Raw genomic sequence first — 688 nt, 5'->3', positions numbered from 1 at the left:
ATAACGCCCGGCTAAGGGGTTGACAACGCACCGCCGAACTCAAAAAACACACTGTAAACACTGAACTTCAATTTTGCACTAAAGCCGCCAAGCGTTGGCAATCCCTCTTGAGCCGTTTGTTAGCCTTATGACGTCAAAGATTGTGTCGATACAGCTGTAATCTTGACACCAAAACTAGAAATACTCGGCAATGTTGCATTGTGATGTACTCGGATTTGCTCACCTGACAAATGAGATTTGCTTTGAGTTGTGTGAGCATCTGATATCAAATCCACCGAGTAACCTAAACCAGCAGCTCGTCGCGTAGTTGTATCTACACAAAACTCTGTGGCGTAGCCGCAGATATAAAGATGCTCAATACAGAGTTCTTGCAGCAACGACTCCAAGTTTGTTCGTAAAAACGAATCTGGCGTTGTTTTGCGTATAAAATGGTCACTACTTTCAACGTGTAATGATGACTGTAATTGCCAACCTTCACTGCCATATTCGATTGGCGTCCCAGTTTGTTCATGTTGGATAAAGATGACTGAGATATCCTTTTGGCGCGCCCAATCTGTGACTTTATTGATGCGAGTTAAAACCTCATTTCTTTCAAACGGTTGAGGTGTTGGGTCAAACAAAATATTCTGCACATCAATAACAAGAACTGCTGATTTCATAGAATCTCCTTTTGAATAAGGCTAACGCC

1 protein-coding gene is annotated in these 688 nt (G+C 42.4%); it reads right to left on the bottom strand.

Annotation, left to right across the window (positions count from 1 at the left end; translation table 11 throughout):
• Positions 1-125: 125 nt before the first annotated feature.
• On the bottom strand, positions 126-659 hold the full coding sequence (locus EXZ60_RS18940; RefSeq protein WP_064626947.1) for a cysteine hydrolase family protein: 534 nt from the start codon (positions 657-659) through the stop codon (positions 126-128).
• Positions 660-688 lie beyond the last annotated feature (29 nt).

It is taken from the genome of Vibrio sp. 1151_11 (assembly GCF_029478525.1).
GTDB lineage: Bacteria > Pseudomonadota > Gammaproteobacteria > Enterobacterales > Vibrionaceae > Vibrio > Vibrio anguillarum.
The sequence above is the reverse complement of the archived record's forward strand: the minus strand, read 5'-3'. Positions and strand labels throughout refer to the sequence as shown.